Source organism: Sphingomonas sp. CCH5-D11, from assembly GCF_001557395.1.
In the GTDB taxonomy this organism is placed as follows: Bacteria; Pseudomonadota; Alphaproteobacteria; order Sphingomonadales; family Sphingomonadaceae; genus Sphingomonas.
In genome coordinates, this window is record NZ_LSKH01000150.1 from 1 (window position 1) to 1282 (window position 1282).

Here is a 1282-nt window from a genome sequence, read left to right on the forward strand (position 1 = left end):
CTGTCCGTCGTCAGAACATTCGGCACAACTCGCGGCGTATATTAGCGGAGTGCGGACCTCGTCAGGGGGTTGATGTTAGGCGGCGAACTTGCGGTGCTGCAAGCGCCGATGTTCGATGGTCTGTCGCTTGATCCTTTCGCGCAGTTTGATGATTGCCGGAGCCCTGCCGAAGTAGGCGTCGGCAGGCGTCACGTTGGCCAGGCTCTCGTGGTATCGCTGGTGATTGTAGTGCTCGACGAAGGCCTCGATGTGAGCTTCGAGGTCGCCGGGCAGGAAGTAGTTTTCCAGCAAGATGCGGTTTTTCAGGGTCTGGTGCCAGCGCTCGATCTTGCCCTGGGTTTGGGGATGACACGGGGCGCCGCGGACATGGCTCATCTTCCGGGCCTCGATGTATTCCGCCAGCTCACCCGCGATGTAGCTGGGGCCATTATCGCTGAGTAGCCGGGGTTTGTGCAGCACCGTGGCGCTGTCGCAACCAGAAGCCGCCAGGGCGAGGTCCAGCGTGTCGGTGACGTCCTCGGCTCGCATGTTGGTGCACAGCTTCCAGGCGATGATGTAGCGCGAGAAGTCGTCGAGCACGGTCGACAGATACATCCAGCCCCACCCGATGATCTTGAAGTAGGTGAAGTCGGTCTGCCACATCTCGTTCGGCCGCGTGGTTTTCGTGTGGAACTGATCGGCAGCCTTGATCACGACATAGGCCGGGCTGGTGATCAGGTCGTGGGCCTTCAACAGGCGGTAAACCGTGGATTCCGACACGAAGTAGCGCTGCCCATCGGTGAAGCGCACGGCCAGTTCCCGGGGGCTCAGCTCAGACTGTTCCAGCGCCAGCTCGATGATCTGGTCGTGGATGCCCGCCGGGATGCGGTTCCACACCCGGCTCGGCGCCGATGGCCGATCTTCCAACGCCTCCGGCCCGCCTTCGAGGTAGCGATCATACCAGCGGTAGAATGTCCGACGAGGGATGCCGAGTTGGTCCAGCGTGCGCTTGGCCGACAGGTGCGACTGCTCGACGGTTCTGATGATCTCGAGCTTCTCGGATGCGGGATATCTCATTCGTCGTTGCCCCCATCCGCGACCATGCTTTTTTTGAGCAGACGATTTTCCAGTGTCAGATCGGCCACGCATTCCTTCAGGGCCCGGGCTTCGCGGCGCAGGTCCTGGACCTCTCCGGTGGTCGCGGCACGGGCGGTGTCGCCGGCCAGGCGGCGCTTGCCAGCTTCCATGAACTCCTTCGACCAGGTGTAATACAGGCTCTGGGCAATGCCTTCCTTGCGGCATA

The 1282-nt window shown here is 61.7% G+C and carries 1 pseudogene; it reads right to left on the bottom strand.

From position 1 onward, the window contains the following. Positions 1 to 75: 75 nt before the first annotated feature. Positions 76 to 1282: pseudogene (locus tag AX702_RS09635) on the bottom strand (IS3 family transposase); the annotation flags it as partial.